Source organism: Streptomyces sp. CA-243310 (genome assembly GCF_050936775.1).
Lineage (GTDB): Bacteria > Actinomycetota > Actinomycetes > Streptomycetales > Streptomycetaceae > Streptomyces.
This window is the reverse complement of the sequence record NZ_JBNJMF010000001.1, coordinates 461,640-485,218: the sequence shown is the minus strand read 5'-3', so window position 1 is coordinate 485,218 and position 23,579 is coordinate 461,640. Positions and strand designations below refer to the sequence as shown.

21 protein-coding genes are annotated in these 23,579 nt (G+C 69.6%); 16 read left to right on the top strand and 5 right to left on the bottom strand.

Going from position 1 to position 23,579, the window contains the following annotated elements; genetic code table 11:
* Positions 1 to 321 precede the first annotated feature (321 nt).
* On the top strand, positions 322 to 873 hold the full coding sequence (locus ACQEVM_RS02305) for a MobC family plasmid mobilization relaxosome protein (RefSeq protein ID WP_433074157.1): 552 nt from the start codon (positions 322 to 324) through the stop codon (positions 871 to 873).
* 4 nt (positions 874 to 877) lie between these two features.
* Positions 878 to 2,605, top strand: coding sequence for a relaxase/mobilization nuclease domain-containing protein (locus ACQEVM_RS02300; RefSeq protein ID WP_433074154.1), 1,728 nt, complete (start codon positions 878 to 880; stop codon positions 2,603 to 2,605).
* A 28-nt stretch (positions 2,606 to 2,633) separates the two neighbouring features.
* Here ACQEVM_RS02300 and ACQEVM_RS02295 read toward each other — a convergent pair whose 3' ends face one another.
* Genes ACQEVM_RS02295 through ACQEVM_RS02285 form a run of 3 tightly spaced genes read right to left on the bottom strand, consistent with a single transcriptional unit; the run spans position 2,634 to position 5,153 of the window.
* Positions 2,634 to 3,404 carry a WbqC family protein gene (locus ACQEVM_RS02295; protein WP_433074151.1) on the bottom strand — a complete coding sequence of 257 codons (771 nt, stop codon included), beginning with the start codon at positions 3,402 to 3,404 and terminating at the stop codon, positions 2,634 to 2,636.
* Positions 3,370 to 4,038, bottom strand: coding sequence for a YdcF family protein (locus ACQEVM_RS02290; RefSeq protein WP_355287974.1), 669 nt, complete (start codon positions 4,036 to 4,038; stop codon positions 3,370 to 3,372). The genes ACQEVM_RS02295 and ACQEVM_RS02290 overlap by 35 nt, the downstream gene beginning before the upstream one ends.
* 14 nt (positions 4,039 to 4,052) lie before the next feature.
* Positions 4,053 to 5,153, bottom strand: a complete 1,101-nt coding sequence (locus ACQEVM_RS02285) for a helix-turn-helix domain-containing protein (RefSeq protein WP_433074147.1) — start codon at positions 5,151 to 5,153, stop codon at positions 4,053 to 4,055.
* Between the two features lie 151 nt (positions 5,154 to 5,304).
* Here ACQEVM_RS02285 and ACQEVM_RS02280 point away from each other — a divergent pair, with 151 nt between their 5' ends.
* The 8 genes from ACQEVM_RS02280 (at position 5,305) to ACQEVM_RS02245 (ending at position 12,897) form a co-directional block, all read left to right on the top strand.
* Positions 5,305 to 5,733, top strand: a complete 429-nt coding sequence (locus ACQEVM_RS02280) for a hypothetical protein (protein ID WP_433074144.1) — start codon at positions 5,305 to 5,307, stop codon at positions 5,731 to 5,733.
* An 8-nt stretch (positions 5,734 to 5,741) separates the two neighbouring features.
* Positions 5,742 to 6,143 carry an ATP-binding protein gene (locus ACQEVM_RS02275; protein ID WP_433079769.1) on the top strand — a complete coding sequence of 134 codons (402 nt, stop codon included), beginning with the start codon at positions 5,742 to 5,744 and terminating at the stop codon, positions 6,141 to 6,143.
* The gene (locus ACQEVM_RS02270) at positions 6,140 to 6,610 is read left to right on the top strand and encodes a hypothetical protein (RefSeq protein WP_433074141.1); all 471 of its coding nucleotides are present in this window, start codon (positions 6,140 to 6,142) and stop codon (positions 6,608 to 6,610) included. Before ACQEVM_RS02275 ends, ACQEVM_RS02270 begins: the two co-directional genes overlap by 4 nt.
* A gap of 52 nt (positions 6,611 to 6,662) precedes the next feature.
* Positions 6,663 to 7,784, top strand: a complete 1,122-nt coding sequence (locus ACQEVM_RS02265; RefSeq protein WP_433074138.1) for an adenosylhomocysteinase — start codon at positions 6,663 to 6,665, stop codon at positions 7,782 to 7,784.
* A gap of 5 nt (positions 7,785 to 7,789) precedes the next feature.
* Positions 7,790 to 8,332: an NUDIX hydrolase gene (locus ACQEVM_RS02260; protein ID WP_433074135.1), complete on the top strand. Its 543-nt coding sequence runs from the start codon at positions 7,790 to 7,792 to the stop codon at positions 8,330 to 8,332.
* Positions 8,333 to 8,579: 247 nt separating this feature from the next.
* A complete protein-coding gene (locus ACQEVM_RS02255; RefSeq protein ID WP_433074132.1) occupies positions 8,580 to 10,859 on the top strand; it encodes an NACHT domain-containing protein in 2,280 nt (759 codons plus the stop codon).
* A gap of 515 nt (positions 10,860 to 11,374) precedes the next feature.
* The gene (locus tag ACQEVM_RS02250) at positions 11,375 to 12,268 is read left to right on the top strand and encodes a phosphorothioated DNA-binding restriction endonuclease (RefSeq protein WP_433074129.1); all 894 of its coding nucleotides are present in this window, start codon (positions 11,375 to 11,377) and stop codon (positions 12,266 to 12,268) included.
* Between the two features lie 467 nt (positions 12,269 to 12,735).
* Positions 12,736 to 12,897 (top strand): hypothetical protein, encoded by a 162-nt coding sequence (locus ACQEVM_RS02245; protein WP_433074126.1) that lies wholly within the window; start codon positions 12,736 to 12,738, stop codon positions 12,895 to 12,897.
* Between the two features lie 20 nt (positions 12,898 to 12,917).
* Here ACQEVM_RS02245 and ACQEVM_RS02240 read toward each other — a convergent pair whose 3' ends face one another.
* Complete coding sequence (locus tag ACQEVM_RS02240; RefSeq protein ID WP_433074123.1) at positions 12,918 to 13,469, bottom strand: DUF5994 family protein; 552 nt, start codon at positions 13,467 to 13,469, stop codon at positions 12,918 to 12,920.
* A 443-nt stretch (positions 13,470 to 13,912) separates the two neighbouring features.
* On the opposite strand from ACQEVM_RS02240, the gene ACQEVM_RS02235 reads away from it, so the two are divergent.
* Positions 13,913 to 14,647, top strand: a complete 735-nt coding sequence (locus tag ACQEVM_RS02235; RefSeq protein ID WP_433074120.1) for a scabin-related ADP-ribosyltransferase — start codon at positions 13,913 to 13,915, stop codon at positions 14,645 to 14,647.
* Positions 14,648 to 14,748: 101 nt separating this feature from the next.
* On the top strand, positions 14,749 to 15,144 hold the full coding sequence (locus ACQEVM_RS02230) for a TOBE domain-containing protein (RefSeq protein ID WP_433074117.1): 396 nt from the start codon (positions 14,749 to 14,751) through the stop codon (positions 15,142 to 15,144).
* 50 nt (positions 15,145 to 15,194) lie between these two features.
* On the opposite strand, the gene ACQEVM_RS02225 is transcribed toward ACQEVM_RS02230, so the two are convergent.
* The gene (locus ACQEVM_RS02225) at positions 15,195 to 16,658 is read right to left on the bottom strand and encodes a PucR family transcriptional regulator (RefSeq protein WP_433074114.1); all 1,464 of its coding nucleotides are present in this window, start codon (positions 16,656 to 16,658) and stop codon (positions 15,195 to 15,197) included.
* Positions 16,659 to 16,879: 221 nt separating this feature from the next.
* Here ACQEVM_RS02225 and ACQEVM_RS02220 point away from each other — a divergent pair, with 221 nt between their 5' ends.
* From ACQEVM_RS02220 to ACQEVM_RS02205, 4 genes are all read left to right on the top strand, one after another.
* Complete coding sequence (locus ACQEVM_RS02220) at positions 16,880 to 17,746, top strand: FAD binding domain-containing protein (protein ID WP_433074111.1); 867 nt, start codon at positions 16,880 to 16,882, stop codon at positions 17,744 to 17,746.
* Entirely contained in the window at positions 17,743 to 20,571 is a 2,829-nt protein-coding gene (locus ACQEVM_RS02215) for a molybdopterin-dependent oxidoreductase (RefSeq protein ID WP_433074108.1), read from the top strand. The genes ACQEVM_RS02220 and ACQEVM_RS02215 overlap by 4 nt, the downstream gene beginning before the upstream one ends.
* Before the next feature lie 77 nt (positions 20,572 to 20,648).
* On the top strand, positions 20,649 to 21,095 hold the full coding sequence (locus ACQEVM_RS02210) for a molybdopterin-dependent oxidoreductase (protein ID WP_433074105.1): 447 nt from the start codon (positions 20,649 to 20,651) through the stop codon (positions 21,093 to 21,095).
* A gap of 377 nt (positions 21,096 to 21,472) precedes the next feature.
* Positions 21,473 to 23,551: an RICIN domain-containing protein gene (locus ACQEVM_RS02205; RefSeq protein WP_433074102.1), complete on the top strand. Its 2,079-nt coding sequence runs from the start codon at positions 21,473 to 21,475 to the stop codon at positions 23,549 to 23,551.
* The last annotated feature ends 28 nt before the right edge of the window (positions 23,552 to 23,579 follow it).

Genomic DNA, 23,579 nt, shown 5'->3' with positions numbered 1-23,579 from the left:
CGCCCGCCATCCCGGTGGCCGGAACTCCTACGGCCACCGGTCAAGCGGTCCCCGCCTCTCCGCCGCCGTCACTCATCCACACTCCCGCAGTCGTAGCCGTGGCCTCCGCACGCCACCACCCGGCCCACACCTTCCGGAGAGCTATCCGTGACCCACGACCCGAACCACACTGACGGCTCCATCGATGGGCCGCCGACACTGACGAAGTCCCCTACGCTGACGGAACGTTTGCGGCGGGCGTTCGGACGGACAGCTCCTGGCGGAGCCAGTAGTACCCCGAGTCCGACTCATGGCCGGTCTTCGGGGATCTCCGCCCCAGGGGTGGCGGAGACGGCCCAGCGCCAGGGGGCGCCGGACCGGGAAGTCGGGGCCGAGGGCGGCCCCGACCAGGACGAGCTCCGTACCGCCCAGCAGCAGATCCTCCACCCCACGCCCACCGCCGAGCCGACGGCCGGCGAACGCGATGTGCAGAGCGTCCAGCCGGCGATCCGCCGCTTCACCGGCACCAAGCGAACCGTCCGCGTCGGCCCGCTGCGCTTCACCGCCGACGAGCACGCCGCCCTCCGGGAGGCCGTCGCTGAGCACGGCTACAAGGGGGAATCCGGCTTCGCCGCCGACATCGTCCTCGCCTTCGTCACCGGCCGGTTCACCGCGAACCTTCCCCTGTCAGAGGACCGCCGCCGCACCCATATGTTCCGCGCCCAGGTCCTGCGCGAGCTCAACCGCATCGGCGTCAACGTCAACCAGATCGCCCGCGCGCTCAACAGCGACCTCACCCCGCCCGACATCCGTCAGCGCCTCGACGGACTCCACCACCTGCTCACTCTGATCGCCGAAGCCCTGCGGCGGCCCACTGACCCGACGGAGGTCTGACCGGATGATCGCCGCCATCAAACCGACCGGAGCCAACACCCGCGGCCTGCTCGCCTACCTCTACGGCCCCGGCCGCCACGACGAACACCTCGACCCGCACCTCGTCGACGCCTTCGCCATGCTCGCCATGCCCGACCCCGGACGCGACGAGAACGCCACCCTCACCCAGCTTGCCCGTCACCTCGACGAGCCCGTTTACCTACGGAACAGCGAGTTCGGTAAGCCCGTCACCGACCACGTCTGGCACTGCCCTGTTCGCGCCGCTCCCGAAGACCGCCATCTCTCCGATACCGAGTGGGGCGAGATCGCCCAGCGCATCGTGTCCGCAGCGGGCATCGCCCCCGAGGGCGACGACCTGGCCTGCCGATGGATCGCCGTACGCCACGCCGACGACCACATCCACATCCTCGCCACCACCGTCCGCGAAGACGGCCGACGCCCCAAGCTCCACGACAGCGGCATCCGCGTCGGCGACGCCTGCCGCCGTATAGAGAAGGACTACGGACTGCGCCGCCTGAAGAAGGGCGACCGCACCGCCACCCGCCGGCCCACCCAAGCCGAGATGCACAAGGCCGAGCGACTCGGCTGGGAGCAGACCAGCCGCCAGTGGCTCCAGGACAGCATCCGCGCCGCCATTCCCCACGCCACCAGCGCAGAGGAACTCCTCGCCTACCTCGAAGCCGACGACATCCTGGTCAAGCCCCGCCGAGGCCCCTCCGGAGACCTCCTCGGCTACGCCGTCGGCCGTCCCGGCGACCTGAACAAGGACGGCGAGCAGATCTACCACCCCGGCGGGAAGATCGCCCCCGACCTCACCCTCCCCAAACTGAAAGCCCGCCTTGAGAACGGCGCGCCCGAGGAACACCCCACAGCCCGCCGCAACCGCCCCACCACCCCCTGGCATCAGGCCACCGAAGCCCTCGACACCCTTCGCCCAGAGACCACCACCACGAGCGCCGACGAGGACGCACGGACACAGGCGAACATCAGCGCTCTGGGCGAACTGATCGAAGCCACCGCCCAAGCAGCACCCGCCGACCACCGTGCCCAACTGCGCGCAGCCAGTACGACATTCGCCCGGGCACAGCGGTCACAGATCCGGGCCGAGGACCGCGCCGCCCACGCCCTGCGGACCGCAGCCCGCGACATCGCACACACCGCCACAGGCCCCGACGGCAGCGCCCTCGCAGCCCTGACCGCCGCACTCCTCTGGGCCGCCATCCTCGCCGCACGCTGGCACGAGGCCAAGGGCCACGCCCACCAGGCCGACGCTGCCCGCCAAGCCATCCAGCACCTCCAGTCAGCAGCCGACGCCGCACTCGGCCCGACGCTCACCGCACTCGAAGCCCGGCGCCCTGATGAAGGGACCCGCCGCACTCTGGCCAACGACGTACGCGCAGCCGTCCCCGAGCACGCCGAGCGGATCCTCACCGACCCGGGCTGGCCCGGGCTCGCCACCGTCCTCGCCGACGCCGAAGCCAGCGGCCACAAACCCCACCAGCTCCTCAAGGAAGCGGCAGCCCAACGTGAACTGACCACCGCCCGCCAACCCGCCCGCGTCCTGATCACCCGCATCCAGCACACCGCCCGTAACCCCGCTCCCAACCGCCGCGCCGAAGCAGCCCGCCTGCGGAGCACCACCGCATCAGCCTTCGGCACCCCTTTCCCCGCCGCCCAACTGCCGACCACCACCGCAGCTCCCACGAGCTGGCTGAGCCGCCCACGCCGCTGATCCGGACAAGGCGAACGAGCGGGGGCAGTCAAGCAGCGGCCACCAGAAGGCCGTGGTCCAAGGCAAGCGTCTGCATGCAGGTGGCCACATCCTGCGGGCCGAGTGCCGCCAACGCCGACAGCGCACTGAGCCTTCGGCTGGAGGGCCAGATGTTGGTCGTCGGCGGCTGGAACGGCACAACGGCAATGCCCTTGGCGGCGAATGGTGCCGGGTCGAGGTACGTCATGCCGCCGGTCCCGCACACATACGCGCGGGCACCGGTAACGGCGCAGAGATCGGCGAGCCTCTGAGAGCGTCCCGGCCGGGAGGGCAGATCGCTGCTGGTGAGGATCTGACCCTGCCAGCCGAGCAGGTCGAGCAGGACGCGGGTGGAGGCTGCGGCAACGGCAGCGGTCCTCCCAGTGTCGAAGGCGTCCAACACCGGTTCCAGGAACCGGGCGAGGGCTGGCCAGTAAGGGCTCGCTCCGTAGTGCTGCCGCAGCATCCCCGCGGTCTTCCGGCGGGCCCGGTCGGGATCGTCGATCAACGCGTCCCGGATGAGAGTCGGCCGTCCGTGGGGGAGGCGTGTGGGGACGGTCAGCCACTGCCGACGATCCGGTTCGTCGAGGGCACCGAGGCGGGCTCGGTGCTGGTGGTCGCGGCGGGTGAACTGGACGTCGTCCAGGACGATCCAGTAGTCCGCCGCGAACAGCTTGGCCAGTGTGGTCAGTCTCGGGAGCAGGTTGGGCTGGTGAATTGCGCACAGCCCGCCCGCCTCGGGCAGGTCAGGAAGCGATGAGACGGCTGGTGAAGCCGTCACGGATGAGGGATTCGTACGCAACATGCACGTCCTCCGGGACCTCCTGCTCGATGGCGAATCCGAGCTTCGGATACTCGATAACCCGCTGGAGATCGCCGACGAGCATGTCCAGGACAAGCTTCTCGTCGCCGATGGACTTCACGTAGTCGTCGAACTCCAGCGGCTCCGACGCGCAGAGGATCTCGACGCCGGGCCACAGCTTGCGGGCGGTCGCGAACGACCGCCGTTCCATGTAGGGCTTGGAGACCAGCATCACCGTCGTCGGGGTGATGCCGGCGGAGGCGAGGACCTCTCGGGAGAGAGTCACGTTCTGCCCGGTGTTGCCCGCCTCCGGTTCCAGCAGGATCGCCTCGGCGGGGACGCCGAGGTCGATGGCATGCTCGCGGAAATGGACGGCCTCGCCGCGCGGGAAGACCTTGGCGGTGGTGGGGCTGTTGGCGCCGGTGAAGACCAGGGTCGAGAACAGCCCAGCGCGGTAGAGCTCGACGGAGTGGGTCGCGACACCGAGATCGTGGCTGCCCAGCCCGATCGCCACGTCGACGGGCCGCAGCTGGTGGTGCATCTGGTGGTAGTCCCAGATCAGCACGGCCTGGTGCCGCTGGTCCTCGGTGATGGCCTGCTGGTTGTCGCTCACGCGTCTCTCCCTGGTCACCGTCGCCGGGGGCCGGTCGGCCCCTCGTTCATGGCTCTGATGCCCTCGATACTGCGCAGTTGGTGCACGAGTCCGTACTGCGCGGCCGTGCGGGTGGCCTGATCGAGGACGAGGATTCCATCATCCCGGGTCGCCGCGTCGGAGAGCAGGATGTGGCCATGAGCGGTGTCCAGCCGTACACGTTGCATCGGGGAGTCGGCGGCCCCGCTGCTGCGGGCGATGTCGATGAAGTGCAGGGCCTGAGTGAGGTCGCCGGCGCCACGGCGGGCGAGGGCAAGTTTCTGGTGGGCCACCGACCAGTCGTCAGGTTCGGTGAGGTCCTCGAAGTCGCGGGTCGCGGCCTGCATGACGCGGGTCGCGTAGTCGTGCCGACCGTTCTTGCTCAGCGCCGTGCCCACCCACAGACGGGCCCTGGCGCGGTCCCGGCGGGAAAGCCGGTCGTCGACGGCGAGGGTTTCGTAGTGGCGGGCGGCAGCCTCCAGCTTGCCGGACATTTCTGTGACCACCGCGAGGGAGAGGTCGAGCTGGGCGACACGACGCGGGATGTCGAGCTGGGCGAAAACCGCGCGAGCCCCGTCGTAGGAGTGCTGGGCGGAGAGTGGGCCGAGCACAGAGCCTTGGTCGCGTTTGAGGTCGCCGAGCAGCGCGGTCGAGCGGGCGAAAAGGTACAGGCCCTTCTCATCCAGTTCTCGGGCGTTGAACCGCGTCAGCCACCGGCTGAGCAGGCTGTCGGCGAAGGTGAAGTTCTGACGGGAGAGCGCGACCACGACGCGATCCAGGTCCTCGGCCCACGATTCGTACTCCCAAGCTCGCGGGCCGGCGGCGGTAACGCGCCGTCCGGCGCCTTGCACGGTGCTGGCCATCTCGGACAGGAGTGTCTCGAAACGCAGGTGGGCAGGGGCGTTGGCGCGTCCGAGGGCGGTGTCGAGGATGGCCTGGGTGTCGGGTCTGGGCTCGGTTTCGGCGCGCTTACTCTCCCACTTCGAGACCGTCGCGACGGCTACGCCGAGGTGCTCGGCAAAGGCCCGCACGCTCAGACGTAGAGCGAGACGCAGAGCCCTGGCTTCCAGGCCGGTCCAGTGGTGCACGGTTGCCACGCTCACTCCCTTCCTCCGTCATCGAAGCAGACGCGTGTGGGCGGCGGGACAAAAGTGGAACGGAAGTAGAACGGCAGGTGATTGGTCAGGAGTCCGGCGACATCCATGCTCAGGATCGTCACTACTTGTCGACCCCTTGGACGGTCCCCGCATGGAACCTCTTACGGAACATCGCCTGGTCAGCGGGCCTGCCGTCTACGGCTTCCTGCGGCTGGTGCGGGTCTCCGAAGCCCGGCAGGAGGCGCTGGTCGCCTCGCTCGCCGAGTACTGCCGCAGCCACGAGCTGGAGCTGTCCGGCGTCTTCACCGAACGCGAGGCGAGTACCGGCCCCGGCTCGGCGGCCTTCACCGGTCTGCTGGACGTGTTGGCCCTGCCGGATGTCTATGGCGTGCTCGCCCCGGCCGCGTCACACCTCGGCCCGAAGGCGATAGCCGCTGAACGCGGTCGGCGGATCGAGGCGGCCGGCTCCCGGCTGCTTCTGGTCCGCCGGTCCCACCCCGCATGCCCGCCGATTACCTCCGGCACGGCCGCCCGCCGCCACAGCCCGGGAACCACCCGCCTCCTGGATGCCGAGTCATGAGGGCAACAATGATCGAATCGGTGCAGCGCTTCTTCGAGGGCCGCCCCGAATCCGTGGGACAGGCAAGGGAATTCGTCTCCGCGACCCTGGCCGGATGGGGCCTTGCGGAACGGATCGACGACATCCGCCTCTGCGTCTCCGAGCTGGCAACGAACGCACTGCTCCACGGCACTGTCTCCGACCACGGATTCCTGGTCCGCCTCGACGCCGAGGACGACGTTGTACGCCTGGAGGTGCACGACAGCCGCCGCCGGCGCCCCGAGACTCGCCAGGCCGTCGACACCGACGTGTCCGGACGCGGTCTGGTCTTGGTGGCCGCGCTTGCCGACGGCTGGGGCGTGCAGGACCGCACACCGCTCGGAAAGATCGTTTGGTCCTGCTTCAAGACCGCAGGAGGGACGACCGCGTGAGCGCCATCCTCACTCCGACCGGCCCCGAGCTTCGGCTACTGGTCTCGCTCGCCGTCTGGAGCTGGCCGGGCACCGGTCCGGACGGCCGCGAGATCGCCCACATCCTGATCGCCCACAGTCCTGCCTTCGCCCTCCGAGGCACTGCTGACGCGCCCGAAGCCCGCATGCGGCGTCTCGCAGACAGCCTCGGCGGACTGGGCCGGGCGGGGAACGTCGGCCGGGACGCCGGCCGCTACCTGCACATAATCGGCGACCACGTGTTTCTGCACTTCCCAGGCGCCTCCCGCAGGCTGTGGCTGCCGAGCCGCCCCGACTGGACAGCGCTGGTCGCCCGCACCGGCACAGCCGTTCTCCTGCTCGGTCTGGAACCGCTGTCGCAGTCCGCCGACGCCTCTCAGTTCGACACCTACCTGGATACCGCAAGCGGGGCCGACCGGCTGCTGTTCGGGCTTGCCCGCAGCCGCTGACCCTCTGGAACTCCCTGCACGGCCCCGGTTATACGGATGAGAGGTAACTGCCATGGAAACCTTCGAACGCGCCAAGCTGGACGCATACTTCGCCCGGATCGCCGTCCAGTTCGCCCCTGACGAGCAGACGTCGTCGTTCCTGATCACTCACCTACTGGCCGAGCGCCCCGCATTCGTCCGCGCGGTTGCCGCGATGACGCGGCTCACGGCGGTGCTGCCCAAGCCGAAGTCCGTCCACCCGGCTGCCCAGCGCGAGACCGAGCGGACCGTCGCCGTCGACACCCTGACCCGCGAACTTTTCACCGACCCGGACACCGCGCTGGACTATTTCGAATCCCGGGCCGCCGGGGAACCCGTCTCCCTCCTCGACGTCGGCGGCTACTTCGCCCCCACCCTCGCCGACATCCACAACCACTTCACCGGCCGCCTCGTCGGCGTCGTCGAGGACACCGAGAACGGCCACCGCCGCTACGAAACCCTCGACAAACTGCCCTGCCCCGTCATCTCGGTGGCCCGCTCCCCGCTCAAGGACCCCGAGGACTACCTCGTCGGCCAGTCCGTCGTGTTCTCCACCGAGGCCGTCATGCGCGGCCGCGGCGACATCCTCCACGGCCGCCCCGCCCTCGTGATCGGCTTCGGCAAGCTCGGCTCCTCCATTGCCCGGCTCCTGCACGCCAAGGGCGTACAGGTCACCGTCTTCGACATCGACCCAGTACGCCGCACCCAGGCCCTGTCCCAGGGGTTCACCGTCGCACGCGACCGCGAGACCGCGCTCACCGGCGCCGGCCTGGTGCTCTGCGCGACCGGCGCGGTCTCCTTGCGCGGCGAGGACTTCTCCCACCTGCGCAACGGCGCCTACGTCGCCACCGTCACCTCCAGCGAGGACGAGCTCGACCTCGCCGGCCTGCCGGACGTCTACACCCGCACGGTCGTTGGGGACCACGTCACCCGCTACCAGACCACCGGTCATTACTTCTATCTGGCGAACGGCGGCAATGCCGTCAACTTCATCCACGGCGCGAGCGTTGGACCTTTCATCTTCCTGATCCAGGCCGAGATCCTCGCCGCGATCAGGATGCTCACCCGCGGGGACCTCGCCCCTGGCATCCACGAGGTCCCCGCACCTGACCGCGAGGCCATCGCGGCGACCTGGCTCTCCTACTTCAACAGGTGATCACGGTGCCCATCACGGCCCAGCACATCCGCACCACCATCACCGCGTACCTCGACCAGCACCCCGAGGACAAGCGCGAGATCGCCGTCGTCCAGGGCCTCCTCGACGACGGCGACGACCTCACCAGCCGCAAGGCCCTGCCGGGACACGTCACCGCAGGCGCGATCCTCGTCGGCCGCGACGGCCGTGTCCTGCACATCCTCCACAACGCCACCGGCAAATGGCTGCTGCCCGGCGGTCACATCGAGCCCTCGGACGACACGCTCCTTCAGGCCGCCGGCCGTGAGCTCGCCGAGGAGACCGGCATCCCGCCCTACGTCGTCACCCCGCACAGCGAGATCCCACTACACATCGACGTCCACCCCATCGACGCCAACCCCGCCAAGGACGAGCCTGCCCACCAGCACTTCGACTTCCGCTTCCTCTTCCGTACCACCGCCGACATCGGCGAACTACAGACCGAAGAGGTCACTGACGCCGCGTGGCGCATGGTGGACAGTCTCGCCGATGAGCAGCTGAAGCAACGGGTCGCCCGGGCGCTTCTCTGACCATCCAGGAACCGGCGGATCCCAGCGCACGGCCAGGATGCCGCCGGGGTAGCGGCTATGCCGGAATCTGATTCGGGAGGCTGTGGGCCGGCCTAGGGAAACCCGACCCCCGCAGGGGCCCTCGCCGCGCTGGCTGTCAGAGAGGGCTCTGCGACCACGCATTGCCCAGCTCTGTACCAGAAGAGCTCCTATCAACCCCCGCTCTAGCCATATGATGTGACGTCAGTCACGGTCCGAGGGGGTCCTCATGCCATCGAGCGAGAAGCAGCAGGATGAATCAGAATTCGAGGCCGAGGTCCTGCGGATATCTCGGGCACTCTTCGCGCCAGAGAACGAGTTTCAGGGTTCGACCTACATCGGCACTGCTGAACGTGACGGTGTCTTCGTCGGACCGGACTCAGTCACGATCGTCGAATGCACGGTTTCGGGACGCAAGGACAAGGCAGAGAAGGACGGCAGGAAGCTCCACGAGGCATGCCTAGCCAAGGCCCGAGAACACCCGTTCAAGGCCGTCAAGGGCTTCTTCGTCACTCGGGATGAACCCACCGCCGTCCAACGCGCGGTCATCAAGGGCTTCGGCCCACCTCTCGTCGCCTGCAGCTTCTCCCAGCTGCGCGGGCAGCTCGTCGACTCCCTGAAGTACCTTGAGTTGCGCAGCTCGTACCCCTTCGGCAGTGCGCGCGAGCCGAGTAGTGGCAACCACGAAGACCTCAAGCCGTACGTGGCCGTTGATCCGGTGGAAAGCGGTACTGGGGAGCCGTTCTCGGTTGCTCGCGTGACCGACGAGGTCAAGCACGGCAAATCCGTTCTCTTGTACGGCGATTACGGGGCGGGTAAGAGCATGCTCCTGCGCGAGCTGCACCGGCGTCTCGCAAAGGCTCACCGCAAGAACACATTCGGCCCATTCCCTATCCTGCTCAACCTGCGCGACCACCAGGGCCAGGTCTACCCAGTGGAAGCTCTAGAGCGGCACGCTCGCGAAATCGGCTTTCCTGCACCCGCACAACTGGTCCGAGCGTGGCGTGCGGGCGATGTGACACTTATCTTGGACGGCTTCGACGAGATCGCGACGCCCGGCTGGATCGGCAAGACGTCCGCAATGCGCGATATCCGTCGCCGCTCCGTTGAACTCGTACGCCGCTTTTGCCGCGATACACCCACCTCAACCTCCGTCGTCCTCGCAGGCCGTGCACATTTTTTCGACAGTGAGCACGAGATGCGCAACGCGCTTGGCGCCCGCGACGACGCCCTCTCACTCATGGCGGGGGAGCCATCAGAGGAGCAAGCAAGAGAGATTCTGGACGCTTATGGCTGGCGCGATTCCCTCCCAGACTGGCTTCCCTCACGCCCTCTCCTGCTGAGCTATCTGGGCTCGTCGAGTGCACTCCAGAATTCGATTGAAGGGACGTTCGGTCGCTCAGCCGGCGAAGGTTGGCACATGATGCTGGACCGCATTTCTGAGCGTGAGGCCGACATGGAAATGGGGGTGGACGGATTCACTATCCGAAAAGTTTTGGAACGACTCGCTACCCAGGCTCGGCGCTCAGCAGATGGGCTTGGCCCCATCTCTCAGGAAGAACTAACGTCCGTCTTTCATTCGGTGTGCGGCTATGCCCCTGACGAGGGCTCGTACCAACTTCTACAACGGCTCCCAGGCCTCGGGGCTATGGATAGCGTTGACGGCTCACGGCGCTTCGTCGACGTCTCCCTCGTCGACGCCGCCCGCGCTGGGGACGTCGTGGCCTGCATCCTCGAACCAAACACAGATAGTCCACTGTTGGAGATGACGGGGAGCATTGCGTGTCTGGACGAAGTCGGCGTTGATGTCGCCGCCGTGCGGCTGGAGGAAGAGAGCGCCGCGAGTTCAGGGCGCGCTTACTCGTCTGCGAATGCTTTCCAGCGCCGGGGCGTCTCGGACGCCGTCATCGCGGACATCATCCGCGTCTCCGCGCGCCTATGGCCAGAGGAAGAATCTCGCACACCGATCTCTGTCCACGAGGTGGAGTTTCGGAGCTTTTCCCTGTCCGCCGACGCCAAAGGCTACGACTGGCTGAGTTTCCACGATTGCGTGATCCAGGAACTCGACCTTACAGACCACGACGGTTACGCGCTCCCACATTTCCAGAACTGCCTCATCGGGCAAATGATTGGAGTTGCCAGTTGGTCAGCACTAGAGGATGGCCGGTTCGTCGAATGCGAGGTGGCGCAGTTCGACGCACAGATGTCGACGGCTAAGGGGATCCTCGCCCTGAAGACAACACCGATGAACAAGGTAATACTTACGATACTGAAGAAGGTCTACGCCCAGCGAGGCACGGGGCGGAAGGAGTCTGCACTCTTCCGCGGACTGGATACCAAACACAGAGAGCTAGTTCCAGATGCATTGCAGCGTCTCACCGCAGAGGGGCTCATCACCTCCGCTCGGTCCAGCAGTACCCGACTATGCCTCCCAGTCCGGGGCGCGGCAAGCCGGGTAAGGCGCATCCTTCAAGCTCCCCAGTCGAGTTCCGACAGCGTCCTTGAGTAGTTCGGCTGTGAGTCACTCGCAGCAAGGGCGCTGCGCGTAGCCCGGCGATTGTGATTTGGCTTGGGCGGGTGCGCCCTCGGCTCTCTGCCCGATGGAGACCGCAAAGCGATCAACTGTGTCGGACACCGCGCCGCCAGTCAATGAGCGCGAGCGAGGGGTCTCAGTTCTGGTCTCATTCACCCCCATCCAGCTCCGTCCGGGCGGGGCCAGACAGAACGCTCCGCCGCAGGCCAGGACACGAGTGGACCACGCTGGACCCCAAGGCGAACATTTGGAAAGCGTGTTGGGGGCAACCCCCCACGAGTTCGAATCTCGTATCCTCCGCCAGTGCCTCACCGGGCACTTGAAGGCCCCGACCGGGAAACCGGCCGGGGCCTTCTGCGTTCCCTGGTCTCGGTTCCAGTCTCATTCACTTCGGACATTTACTTACGGATCGAGCCAGAGCCGGGCGACGCCAAGCCCAAGCGTGCGCATGTCCGGATCGGCGTTCGATGGCGCTACTACGATCGCCGGTCATGGACTGGCTGGAGCGCACCGCGAAACTGAGGCAGTGGACGAGAAGCGGGACACGCGCTCCGCACAAGCCGCTGTTGTTCCTTTACGCCCTGGGCCGGTTCCAGCAGGATGCCCGCGCCGAGCTGCGGCACAGCGCGGTCGAGGAAGACCTGAAGCAGCTGCTGGCCGAGTACGGTCCGTCCAACAAGACCACCCCCGCCTACCCGTTCCACCATCTGGTGAGCGATGCGGTGTGGGAAGTGCGCACCGATCACGGGCAAGGCAGCCCGGGCAGCGGAGTGCGGGAATTGCGGGCGTCGGGAGCCGCGGGGCAGCTGGCGCCGGAACTGCGGGCGGCACTACGGCGAGAGCCGTCGCTGCTCGGCCGGATGGCGCGGGTACTGCTCGACCTGAACTTCCCGCCCTCACTCCACGACGAGCTGTGCGGAGCGGTCGGCCTGGAGCTGGAGCCTGCGGAGACCGAACAGCTCTCGACGGTGCGGAGGCAACGTGACCGGCGAATGCGGGAGCTGGTACTGACGGCGTACGAGTATCAGTGCGCCTTCTGCGGCTACGACGGGAGGATCGGCGCGGTGCCGGTCGGGCTGGAGGCCGCGCACGTGCGCTGGTGGGCGTTCGGATGCCCTGACGACGTCGACAACGGGCTGTGCCTGTGCTCGCTGCACCACAGGCTCTTCGACAAGGGCGTCCTCGGCGTCGGTGACGGCCACCGCATCCTGGTCTCGCAGCGATTCGTCGGGCGCAGCCCCGCCGCCCGCGAGCACGTCATAGCGCTCGCCGGCCGGCCGCTCATCGGCCCGCAAGCGGGTGCCCGCCCCGTCGCGGCGGCCCACCGCTCCTGGCACACCAGCCAGGTCTTCCACGGCACCCCACGCCCGGCCACCGCGGCCTGACCGCCGAGCCGATCTGTTCGCCGTCCGGTCCGACGCCCGCCCGGTCGCCGCGAGCAGTGGTGAGGGGACGAACACCCGGAGTATGGCCGGCTGTCTGGCAACCAAAATGGTGACGGTGACCATCCCCGAGGATCTCCTGGACGAGATCCGCGCGGAGGCAGCAGAACGGGGCCTGTCGGCAGAACCACCGAGCAGCGCTGGGCCTGGGTCCTCTCCCGGCTCAAAGTCGCCGACGTCGGGAAGGAGGAGGCCCGCCAGGCCCGCCGGCTCCTTGCGGACGCCAAGCTGCACGGCCACGAGTACGCGATCGACGCGTTTCAGGCGGGACGCCCGGATCGCCGGCTCTCAGCCCGTCAGTGGCTCGCCTCCGGGTAAACCCTTCTGTACGCCACCTGCGGACCCGTGGGATGCGCAATCCTTGATCCCCGTACGGCCCCCCCGTACGGGCCGAATTTCGGTCCTCTCGTGTGCTCCCTGGCCGGCGATACGTCGCCGCCTCGGGCAGCCGCACCGTCCGCACGCTCAGCAACCTCGCACTCGATCCGCCCTACCTCGAAGCGTGGTGCCACCTGCGGAACGCCGAACGGGTCTTCACGCTGTCCCGCGTTCAGGGCGTCATGCCGGTGTAGGCCACGCCGCGCGTACAAGGTCAGCGCTGCAGTCCGGGGATCGGCTTGTCGTCCTCGCCGGGGGCGGGGGACTCGGGGGCGGGGGCCTCGATGGTGGGGGCCTCGATGGTGACGGCCATGAGGATCTGGGTCGCGCGGGTGGTGTTGTCGGCGCGGACCGCCCGGGCCATCGCGGTGCGGGCGGCGGCGGGGCGGGTGCTCGGGGGGACGACCAGGAGCGCGAAGTGGTCGTTCTCGCCGCGGGTGATGAGGACGGTGTCGTCTCCGACCGGGTCGGAGACGAGGTGCACGACGTGGCCGTCGACGACCAGGCGGGTCGGGATGTCCTGCCAGGTCGAGGCGTCCAGGCCGATGCGGGTGATCGGGCCGAGGTGGCCGGTCAGCACCGAGATCAGTTCGGGCAGCTCGGCCACGGGGTCGTTCGAACGGGGCCACCACGCGCCGTCCAGCACGCCTTCACGGGTGTGAGTGGTCTCCAGTCGGAGCAGCGCCGTGCCGGGCTTCGCCGTGTGGTGGATCTCGTCCGGGAGAAGCAGCTCGTAGTGGTGGTGGTGGGTCTCGGAGTCGGCCATGTGGTTCGCCCGTCTCGAGGGAGAGGCCGTACACGCCCGTCGGGCGCACCGCAGGGCGGTGCCGTCGCCGGTCGGGCGCCGGCTTCGTGGTTCAACGGTACTCCGGGGGCGTGATCCCCGCAGGGGCCCGAAGGGTCGCCCGGGCGGGTGGGCGACCGGGCGGGCGGTCGGGAAAGTGGCTGGTGGTGGGGGTTCCGGGGACGGGCTCCGGGGGCTGCGACGGCCTGACGGCCGGACGGCCTGACGCCCCGTACCGAGTACCGCGACGATCCGGAGCCCTGCGGGCCTCCGGCCTCGGCGTCGGCGTCGGCGTGAGGCGGATCCTTTCCCCAGTACGACTGTTCCGCCCGTGTGGGTGGATCGGCCGGACCGTGCCCGGGATGGGTGGATCTTCGCGCCTATAACAGGGCCCGTCATGTTGATCGACTGATGGGCTTCCCACCATGTTGAAGGCCGCTCTCCGGGTCCTCGCCGCCGTCTCCCTCGTCTCCGCCGCAGCCGCGTCCCCGGCCGTCGCCGCGCACGCGGCGCCGCTCGCGCCCGCCACGCACGCCGCGCCCGGGGCGCTCGTCGACGACCTGACCTCGCCCTGTGGGCCGATCGTCGAGTACCGCGCCTGGGACTGGTGGCGTACGACGACCGACCCGAGGATCGCCCGCCCCGTCGCGGCCGCCGCGGCGAACGAGCGCTGGCAGTGGCGCAGCGACACCAACACCCTGTGGCGCGGTGACACGCGGGAGACCGTCGAGGAGATCTTCGAGACCGGATTCACGCCGCGCGGCGACCGGTTGACGCCGCTGGCCGAGTACATCGTCAAGGGTGGCGGGCAGAACAGCGCGCACCTGAGCACCACGTGCGAGAAGTGGGTGGCGCAGAAGTTCGCGACCTACGGCGCCGAGAAGACGGGCTGGGTCTACGAGATCTACGCGCCCGGCGGCATCGACGTGAACGCCACCGCGCACCTGAACAACTACAACTCGCCGTACCTCTGGAACAAGGAGATCGACTTCCCGGGCGGGGTCAAGGGCCGCTACATCAAGGGCGCCTGCAAGTACCGCCTGACCTACACCGACCCGACGACCAAGGTCAGCACCTGGGAGGAGCTCGGCTGCAAGGACAACGCCGGCTTCGCCCCGTACAAGACCGACGCGGCGGCCCGCGCGGGCGCCGCACGCTGAGGCCCTGTCGTCCACCCGGCCGGGAAGCCCCCGGCCGGGAAGCCCCGTCCGGAAGCCCGTCCGGAACCCCCGGCGAGACCCCGCCCGACTAGGCTGCGGGCGTGCCGTCGTACTCCATGGGTCAGGCCGCGAACCTGCTGGGCGTCAGCCCCGAGACCGTCCGCCGCTGGGTGGACGCCGGAAGGCTGCCCGCCCACCGCGCGCCCGACGGGACGCGCACCGTGGACGGGGTGGCGCTCGCCGCCTTCGCGAAGGAGCGGGCGGCGAGCCCGGCGCCGGTCTCGGGGGCCGTGGCGACCTCGGTGCGGAACTCCTTCGCGGGGATCGTCACCGCGGTGCGGGTCGACGACGTGGCGGCCCAGGTGGAGATCCAGTCGGGTCCGCACCGGGTCGTCTCGGTCGTCACGCGGGAGTCGGTGGAGCAGTTGGGGATCGCGGTGGGGGTGTGCGTCACGGCGCGGGTGAAGTCCACCGAGGTGTACATCGACCTGGCCTGAGGCCCCGCGGGCCGTTCGAGGGCCGCGCACCGGCCGGGGCCCCGGCCCGGTCACCCGCAGCGCAGCGCCGCGTACAGGTCGAGCTTGTGGTCGAGGCGCGAGAGGTCGCGGCCGGTCAGGGTCTCGACCCGCTCGATGCGGTAGTGGACGGTGTTGACGTGCAGGTGCAGGGCCTCGGCGGTGCGCGCCCAGGAGCAGTTGTTCGCGAGGAACACCTCCAGCGTCTCCCGGAGCATGCCGTCGCCCAGTGATCCCAGGGTCCGTGCCGCGAAGACGGTGCGGACCTCGGGCGGTACCCCGGCGAGCAGTTCGGTGAGGGTGTCCAGTTGCTCGACTCCGCGTACGGGGACGTCGTCGTCGGCCGCGGTGAGGGCGAAGCGGGCCTGGTTCAGGGACGCGCGCAGCGCCTCGGCGGTGGAGGCTCGGGTGCCCGCGCCGAGGCGCAGGTCCACGTCCGGTTCGGCGCAGGCGCGGACGAGCGGCCACACCGAGCGGAGCAGGGCGGGGACGTCGAGTCCGGCGGAGGGGTCCTCGTACAGGACGGCGGTGTGGTCGCCGACCGCGGACGGGACGGTGTCGAGGTGGCGCAGGGCCTCGGCGAGGGCGTCGCCCGAGGTGGCGGTCAGGACGCGGTACGGGCCTCCGAGCGGGAGCCCGGCGGCGGTCAGCGCCTCGTCGAGGGTGGTCGGGTCGGGGTCCGTGGACAGGACTCGGATCAGTTCCTCGGCGGTGGCGCGGGCGGCGGCGACGCGGCGGGCCTGGCCGTCGCGGTACTGGGCGATGACCTCGGCGATCTCGTGGAGGACGCGGGGCGGCGCGGCGTCGGCGTCGGGCACGTGGAGCTGCCAGGCGTCGTAGGGGGAGCTGTCGGTCTCGATGCGCAGGAAGACGCCGGTCCGCGACGGGACGCCGCCGCGGGCGGCGGTCGTGCGCCGGGCGGGGAGGGCGGGGGCGGAGGGCGTACGGGCGACGGTGCGGCCACTCGCGGTCAGCAGGTAGCAGGCGACGCGGCCCAGGTGGGCGCAGGCGCGGTCGAGGAGTTCGGCGGGTCCGGCGCCGCCTTCGAGGAGGTGGCTGAGTTCGCTGCGGACGTTCTCGGGGAGGGCGAAGAGTCGGGTGGGGCGGCGACTGAGGTCTCCCCATTGGCGCAGGTACACGGCCTCGGTCACGGCGCGGAAGCTGGTCTTGGCGGGGACGGCGACGAGGGGGACGCGGTGGGCGCGGCAGGCGGCGACCAGTTCGTCGGGGACGCCGCCGTGGGTCTCCTCGCCCGCGAGGAGGGCGGTGGCCCCGGCGTGGGCGAGGGCGGAGACGAAACGGTCCGCCTTCGCGAGGTCGCCGTCCGCCCACCACACGAGTCCGCTCAGGACGAGTTCGCCGGGGCCGAGGAAACGGCCGGGGTCCTCCAGGTCGGTGGCGGTGACCCCGCTGACCTCCTGGCCGAGAAGGGCCTCCTCGCCCCAGAGCAGGGTGAGGCCGAGATTGTCGGACTGGAGCAGGTCGAGGACGTGCATGGCAGGGACTCCTTGCGGTGGGCGGCAACCCACATTCGCCAGGCGAATACGAGAATGCCCATCGTAAATGCAAGGGCAAGAGCCCGGCCGGCCTCTTGGTTGATCCTCCAGGGCACACTGCCTCCGGGTCGTTGCTTTCCGTGGCCGGGACCAGTCGCCCCGGCCCCTCCCGCGTTGCTTCACTGACTGAAAACCCCCCTGGGAGAGGCCGGTGGCGCGAAGTGGATCTCAATACGGTGCTCGACGTGCGCGACGCACGCCGCCGGGAGCCCTGGCGGCCGGGTGACGCCTGGCTCGGCGGCGGCACGTACCTCTTCTCCGAGCCGCAGCCGCACCTGCGCCGGCTGATCGACCTCTCCCGGATGGGCTGGCCCCCGTTGTCGTGGCAGCCGGACGGTTCGCTGGACATCGCGGCGACCTGCACCATCACCGAGCTGTCGCGCTTCGGCCGCTCGCTGCCGACGACCGCCGCCCCGCTGATCGAGCAGTGCTGCCGGGCCTTCCTCGCCAGCTTCAAGATCTGGAACATGGCCACCGTCGGGGGCAACCTCTGCAACGGTCTCCCCGCCGGCCCGATGATCTCCCTCACCGCCGCCCTCGACGGCGAGGTGCTGCTCCAGGGGCAGGACGGCGCGACCCGCCGGCTGTCCGTCGTCGACTTCATCCTCGGTGCGGGCGTCAAGGACCTCCGTGACGGTGAGCTGCTGCGTTCCGTACGGGTCCCGGGCCGGGCGCTGGCTTGCCGTACGGCTTTCCGGCAGGCGTCGCTGTACGGACTCGGGCGTTCCGGCGCGCTGGTGATCGGGGCGGCCGATCCGCGGGACGGTTCGCTGACGGTGACGGTCTCCGCCGCGACCACCCGGCCGTTCCGGTTCTGGTTCGCCCTGCCGCCGACCGCGGGCGAGCTGCGGGAGGCGATCGACTCCGGCGTCCGCGCCGAGGAGTGGTTCGACGACATCCACGGCCTGCCCGACTGGCGCCGCCACATGGCCCTCCGCCTCGCCGAGGAGATCCGCCGCGAGCTGGCCCCCGTTGCCGCAGCCCCCGCCCCCCGACCGGCCCCCGACCACCAGGAGGGATCCCGATGAGCACCGACGCGCCCGACAGCCACCGGATCGAGGTCAACGAGCGGGAGTTCACCGAGGAGCCCCGGGCCGGCCAGTGCCTGCGCACGTACCTGCGCGAGCGCGGTTGGTTCGGCGTGAAGAAGGGCTGCGACCAGGGCGACTGCGGTGCCTGCACCGTGCACGTCGACGGGCGGCCGGTGCACAGCTGCCTGTATCCGGCCGTACGCGCCCAGGGCCGCTCGGTGACCACCGTCGAGGGTCTCGCCAAGCCCGGCGGCGAACTGCACCCGGCACAGCAGCAGTTCCTCGACGCGCAGGGCTTCCAGTGCGGCTTCTGCACGGCCGGCTTCCTGATGACCACGGCCGCGCTCCAGGCCGAGCGGGGCACCGCGCACGACGACGGCAAGTTGGACGATCTGCCGCGCGCCTTCAAGGGCAACATCTGCCGCTGTACCGGTTACCGCGCCATCGAGGACGCCGTGCACGGGGTGAAGCACGTCGAGGACCCGGAGGCGGGACAGGCGGTGGGCAAGTCGCTGGGCGCGCCGGCCGGTCCGCTCGTCGTCACCGGCACGGCCCGCTACACCTTCGACGTGGAGGTGCCGGGGCTGCTCCACATGAAGCTGCTGCGTTCCCCGCACCCGCACGCCCGGATCGTCTCCATCGACACCAGCGACGCCCTCCAGGTGCCCGGGGTACACGCGGTCCTCACCCACCACGACGCCCCCGAGCGGCTCTACTCCTCGGCCCGGCACGAGCATCCCACCGAGGACCCGATGGACACCCGCGTCCTCGACGACGTGGTGCGCTTCGTCGGCCAGCGGGTGGCGGCCGTGGTCGCCGACAGCGAGCAGGCGGCCGAGGAGGGCTGCCGCCGGGTGGTCGTCGCGTACGAGGAACTGCCGTACGTCGTCGATCCGGAGGAGGCCATGCTCCCGGGCGCCCCCGTCCTGCATCCCAAGGGGCCCGAGTCGGGCATCTTCCGCGCCGAGAACAACGTGTGCGGCGAGGTCCACAACACGCTGGGGGACATGGCGCAGGGGTACGCGGAGGCGGACGTGATCCACGAGGAGACGTTCCAGACCCAGCGCGTGCAGCACGCCAGCCTGGAGACGCACGGCAGCGTCGCGTACTTCGAGCCCAAGGAGGAGGGCGACGGCGAGCGCATCACCGTCCGCTCCTCCACGCAGGCGCCGTTCCTGACCCGGCGGGCGCTGTGCGCCCTGTACGACCTGAACGAGGACGAGGTGCGCGTGGTCGCGGGCCGCGTGGGCGGCGGGTTCGGCGGCAAGCAGGAGATGCTGACCGAGGACATCGTGGTCCTGGCCGCCCTGAAGCTGCGGCGGCCGGTGAAACTCGAATTCACCCGGGCCGAGCAGTTCTACGGTGCCACCACCCGCCACCCCTTCAAGATCACCATCAAGATCGGCGCCAAGGCCGACGGCACCCTCACCGCGCTGCGCATCCGTGTCGTGTCCAACACCGGCGCCTACGGCAATCACGGTCCGGCCGTCATGTTCCACAGCGTCGGCGAGTCCTTCGCCGTCTACAAGGCGCCGAACAAGGAGGTGGAGGCGTACTCCGTCTACACCAACGGCGTCCCGGCCGGCGCCTTCCGCGGCTACGGCCTGGGCCAGGTCCTGTTCGCCCTGGAATCGGTGATGGACGAGCTGGCCGTCAAGCTGGGCATGGACCCGCTCGTGCTGCGCGAGAAGAACGTGATCGGCGCCGGCGACCACCTGGTGACCCCGATCGGTCACGAGGAGGACCTGTTCATCGCCTCGTACGGGATGAAGCAGTGCATGGACGTCGTCCGCAGGGCCATCGCCGAGGACCGCAGTCACGAGGACGTCCCGGAGGGCTGGCTCACCGGTCAGGGCACGGCGGTCGCGATGATCGCGACCGGCCCGCCGGGCGGGCACTACGCGGACGCGCGGGTCGCCCTGTTGCGCGACGGGACGTACGACATCGCGGTCGGCACGGCGGAGTTCGGCAACGGCACCACCACCGTCCACAAGCAGATCACCGCCGGGGCGCTGAACACGACGGTCGACCGGATCGCGGTCCGCCAGTCGGACACGGACGTGGTCCGCCACGACACCGGCGCGTTCGGTTCGGCGGGCACGGTGGTGGCGGGCAAGGCGGTGATGCTGGCGGCGAACTCCCTCGCGGAGCGGCTCCGGACCTTCGCGGCCCGTCACACGGGTGTGGCGCGTCATCTGTGCGAGCTGCGGGCCGAGGCCTTCGACTGCGCGGGCCGGGTGCTCACGCTCAAGGAGCTGTACGAGGCCGCGTACGACAAGGGGAAGCTCGACGAGATCGCGGCGGACGGGCACTGGGGCGGTTCGCCGCGCTCGGTCGCCTTCAACGCGCAGTGGTTCCGTCTCGCCGTCGACCCGGACACGGGAGAGATGAGGATCCTGCGCAGCGTGCACGCGGCCGACGCGGGCAAGGTGATGAACCCGATGCAGTGCCGCGGCCAGGTGGAGGGCGGTGTGGCGCAGGCGCTGGGCGCGACGCTGTTCGAGACCGTACGGGTGGACGAGCGCGGGGAGGTGACCACGGCGGCGTTCCGTCGCTACCGGCTGCCGCAGTACGCGGACGTGCCGCGTACGGAGGTCCACTTCATGGAGACCTCGGACGCGATCGGGCCGCTGGGCGCCAAGTCGATGAGCGAGAGCCCCTTCAACCCGGTGGCGCCGGCGTTCGCGAACGCCCTGCGGGACGCGACGGGTGTGCGGTTCACGGAGCTGCCGGTGACGCGGGACGTGGTGTGGCGGAGGATCGCGGAGCACGCACGCGGACGCGACGCACGGAATCTGCCAGGCGGAACCGACGAATCTTGACACGCCTGCGGCCCGTATCTTGCCATCAACCTTGCAGATGAGGTTCCGGAATGAGCCCTCCCGGGCATGACGTACGCATGGCCGAACTCATGCTGCACGGGGACCTCGATCACCCGGCGACCCTGAGCGTCGCGGACCTCCGGGAGTGGGAACAGCACAAGGCAGCCGTCACCTTCGACTGTGCGACGAACGGCCCCCAGCACCACGTGTTCGAAGGCGCGCTGCTGCGGGACGTCGTCGCGCAGGCCGGCCCGGCCTTCGACGCCCGGCGGCGCAAGGACCGTTCGCGCTTCCTGATCGCGGTGAGCGGCGGGGACGGTCACCACAGCGTCCTGTCCTGGGCGGAGTTGGACCGCGACTTCGGGGCCACGCCCGTCCTGTTGGCGACCCGCCTCGACGGGGAGGACCTCGACGCGGCGGGCAGTCAGCTGGTGGTGCCCTCGGATCGTTGCGGGGCGCGTTACGTGAGCGCGGTCACGCACGTGTGGTTCGGTGCGCTGACGCCGCCGTCCCTGGGGCTCTGACAAGGACTCCGACGCGGGGTCCGGCGCGGGCGGCGACGCGGCTCCGAGGGGGGCCGGAGCCCGTTCCGGCCGCTTCCTCACGTTTCGTGACCGCAAGAATTCAGCAGGTGAGCGATAGGTGAATCCCTGACTGAATTGTCGTCAATAAGCTTCCACTTCTTATCTCGATTTGATAACGACCTCCTCGATATGGCCTGGACCTTTGCGCCGCTACACGCGTAACTTGCCCTGGCTGTAAAGGAGTTGACAGTTCATCAAATCAAACCAGAAGGTAACGGTCTGATTTCTTGGGGCCAATTCCCGTTTGTCCGAATTCTCCGTACCGCCCTTCTGGCAGGCTTCCGCGCACCCACCCCCCATCACGATTTGAGGTGCGCATGACCAGACGTAGAAGGCGTGAACACCGGCGCAAGCCACGCCGGTTCATACTCGTCACCGCCGCCATGGCCACCGCGGCGGTGATCGCGGGAGGCGTCGCCTACTCCGGACTGGGTGACAACGCCCAGGCGTCCCAGCCCGCACAGGCCGAGGCGCTCGCCGCGGAGATACCCGCGCCCGCCGCCGCACCCGCCCGGGACGCCGAGCCGGCCGTCATCAAGGACGCGCCCGCCAACGAGAACGCCCGCGGCATGATCTACGACGGCCTTAAGGCCGCGCCGAAGGGCGACCGCTGCGTCGGCGTCTACCGCACCGACGCCGGGCACTGCACCCACGGCCCCGACGCACCGCCCAAGGGCGTCGACATCAAGAAGGACATCCCGCCCGTCGTCAAGGCGAAGGCGCCCGCGGCCGACCCGGCCCGCCCCGCGTCCGACGACCCGGCCCCCGCAGAGGGCGGCAAGCGCGCCCAGGACGCGCCCGCCGCCGACGCGCAGGCGGCCACGAACACCGCCAAGGCCGCCCCGGCCCCCGCCGCCTCGGCCGCCTCCGGCCAGGCGGTCGCCGCAGGGCCCGCCGGCCAGACCGTCCAGTGCGACGGCGACGGCAGCACCGGCAACCGCGTCCAGGTCGTCTACGTGCACGGCCCCGACCGCGACCGGTACTCCGAGTACGTGGCCTCGTTCCGCAAGTGGGCCGTCGACGCGGACCTCATCTACTCCACGAGCGCCAAGGAGACCGGCGGCGTCCGGCACATCCGCTACGTGACGGCCGCGGACTGCACGCCGACCGTGATCAACATCGAGCTTCCGGCGTCGGCCCTCTCCGAGTTCAGCGCGAGCAACAAGGCGCTCGCCGGCAAGGGCCTCGACCGCCGCGACCGCAAGTACATGATCTTCGCGGACACGCAGGTCTACTGCGGCATCGGCACCTTCAACGGCGACGAGCGCCACGGCCAGGACAACCTGAGCAACTTCGGCCCCTCCTACGGCCGTACCGACTCCGGCTGCTGGGGCGGCCACACCGCCGCGCACGAGCTGGGCCACAACCTGGGCGCGGTCAACAACAGCGCCCCCAACACCAGCCGCGGCGCGCACTGCACGGACGAGTGGGACGTCATGTGCTACTCGGACACCCCGTACTACCCCAAGATGCGCAACGTCTGCACCAACCAGGCTGCCGAGAACATCCTGGACTGCAACCACGACGACTACTTCCACACCAGTCCCAAGGCGGGCAGCTACCTCGCCACGCACTGGAACATCGCGGACAACCAGTTCCTGATGCGCACGGCCGGCGGCGGGGGCGGGACCGACCCCAACCCGAACCCCAAGCCGACGCCCACCCCGAAGCCCACGCCGAAGCCCACGCCGACCAAGAAGCCCACGGGCGGACCGACGGTCACGGCCGGACAGATCCAGTCCGACTCCGTCGTGGTGAGCTGGCCGAAGGTGGAAGGTGCCGCCTGGTACCAGGTGCAGCTGAACGGCAAGCACCTGACCTGGACCCAGTCGCAGACCCTGCGGATCTACAACCTGAAGCCGGGCAGCGAGTACAAGATCGCCGTGTCGGTGCGGGACTCCGCCGGCCGTGACAGCGGCGCCGGCAAGACCACGACGTTCCGTACGAAGAGCACGGGCGGCGGCGCCACCAAGCCGAACACCCGCTACCTGCTCGGCAACGGCAGCACCGGCATGAACGCCGAACTGTGGGGCGGCCGGACCGCCGACGGAACGGTCCTCGTCGGTGGCCGCGCCAACGGCTACGCCCAGCAGCAGTGGTACTTCGACGACGCGGGCAGCGGTCTCGTCCGCATCCGCTCCGCCGTCTCCGGCAAGTGCCTCCAGCCGGGCAGCACGGCGGCGGCCGGCATGTGGGTCGCGCAGCAGCCCTGCACGAACTCCGGCGCGCAGAAGTGGCGGGTCACCGCCCGCGGCAACGCCGTGACCGTGACGGACCCGGGCGGCGGTTTCGCCCTGACGGTCAGCAACCGCCCGTACTACGGGAACTGGCTGCTCGACCTCCAGCGCGCGGACGGCCGCGCGGCGCAGGCGTGGACGGTCCAGAAGGCCGCCTGACCGTCCTCGTGAACCCCCGGCGGACGGC

Excerpts from the sequence above, each read along its gene's own strand:
- ACQEVM_RS02280 (WP_433074144.1), top strand. The coding sequence starts at position 5,305 with ATGGAACCTCTTACGGAACATCGCCTGGTCAGCGGGCCTGCCGTCTAC.
- ACQEVM_RS02235 (WP_433074120.1), top strand. The coding sequence starts at position 13,913 with ATGTTGAAGGCCGCTCTCCGGGTCCTCGCCGCCGTCTCCCTCGTCTCC.
- ACQEVM_RS02215 (WP_433074108.1), top strand. The coding sequence starts at position 17,743 with ATGAGCACCGACGCGCCCGACAGCCACCGGATCGAGGTCAACGAGCGG.
- ACQEVM_RS02225 (WP_433074114.1), bottom strand. The coding sequence starts at position 16,658 with ATGCACGTCCTCGACCTGCTCCAGTCCGACAATCTCGGCCTCACCCTG.
- ACQEVM_RS02240 (WP_433074123.1), bottom strand. The coding sequence starts at position 13,469 with ATGGCCGACTCCGAGACCCACCACCACCACTACGAGCTGCTTCTCCCG.
- ACQEVM_RS02300 (WP_433074154.1), top strand. The coding sequence starts at position 878 with ATGATCGCCGCCATCAAACCGACCGGAGCCAACACCCGCGGCCTGCTC.
- ACQEVM_RS02210 (WP_433074105.1), top strand. The coding sequence starts at position 20,649 with ATGGCCGAACTCATGCTGCACGGGGACCTCGATCACCCGGCGACCCTG.
- ACQEVM_RS02265 (WP_433074138.1), top strand. The coding sequence starts at position 6,663 with ATGGAAACCTTCGAACGCGCCAAGCTGGACGCATACTTCGCCCGGATC.
- ACQEVM_RS02205 (WP_433074102.1), top strand. The coding sequence starts at position 21,473 with ATGACCAGACGTAGAAGGCGTGAACACCGGCGCAAGCCACGCCGGTTC.
- ACQEVM_RS02275 (WP_433079769.1), top strand. The coding sequence starts at position 5,742 with ATGATCGAATCGGTGCAGCGCTTCTTCGAGGGCCGCCCCGAATCCGTG.
- ACQEVM_RS02255 (WP_433074132.1), top strand. The coding sequence starts at position 8,580 with ATGCCATCGAGCGAGAAGCAGCAGGATGAATCAGAATTCGAGGCCGAG.
- ACQEVM_RS02250 (WP_433074129.1), top strand. The coding sequence starts at position 11,375 with ATGGACTGGCTGGAGCGCACCGCGAAACTGAGGCAGTGGACGAGAAGC.